The sequence below is a fragment of the Mycobacterium simiae genome (genome assembly GCF_008370645.1).
GTDB lineage: Bacteria > Actinomycetota > Actinomycetes > Mycobacteriales > Mycobacteriaceae > Mycobacterium > Mycobacterium simiae_A.
In genome coordinates this window covers 1-782 of sequence record NZ_VTZN01000450.1, presented here as the reverse complement: position 1 = coordinate 782, position 782 = coordinate 1, and the positions used below count along the sequence as shown (strand labels likewise).

The 782-nt window shown below is 76.5% G+C and carries 1 pseudogene; it reads right to left on the bottom strand.

The features are described from left to right. A pseudogene (locus tag F0Q45_RS28330) lies at positions 1–782 on the bottom strand (hypothetical protein); the annotation flags it as partial.

Genomic DNA, 782 nt, shown 5'->3' with positions numbered 1-782 from the left:
CCGCCGTCGCCGCCGGTGCCGCCGGTTCCGCCCCAGATAAGGCTGCCACCGCCCGTTCCGCCGGCACCGCCGTTCCCGCCATGGTTGCCGTAGGCGTCGCTGCCAGAAGGTCCGCCGAGGCCGCCTACGCCGCCGTCGCCGCCATCGCCGCCTTTCGCGTTCCCATAACCGCCTGCGCCGCCAGCCCCACCATTTCCGGCTACACCGCCGTTGTACCCCGAGTTGCCTGGACCGCCGGCACCGCCTGCGCCGCCGGCTCCGCCCTTACCGCCTGTCAGGGCCATACCGCCGGCGCCGCCCATCCCGCCGACGCCGCCGATACCGCCGCTACCGTCGTCGTTGCCGTTTTGTCCCGAACCACCGTTGCCGGCGACTCCGCCTTTGCCACCGTCAGGAGCAGTTGCGGCGAGCCCCCCGGTGGCGCCAGTGCGAGAACCGGCCCCGCCGGCCCCACCGGCGCCGCTGTTGCCGGCGTTGCCGCCGGTGCCGCCGGTGCCGCCGGTGCCGCCGGGTCCGTCGCCGCCGCGAGCGCCGTCGCCGCCGCGGCCGCCGTCGCCAGGAACCCCACCGGTTCCGCCGGTGCCTCCTGTGCCGCCTACCCCCTGAATGCCGGCCTTGCCCGCGGGCGCTTGCCCGCCGGCGCCACCAGTCCCGCCGGTTCCTCCCACGCCGCCATCCCCACCATTGCCACCGCTTTGGCCGGTGCCGCTGAGCGCGCTGCTGTCAGCGCCTTTGACGCCGGTGCCCCCGGTACCACCGGTGCCCCCGGTTCCGCCGGCGCC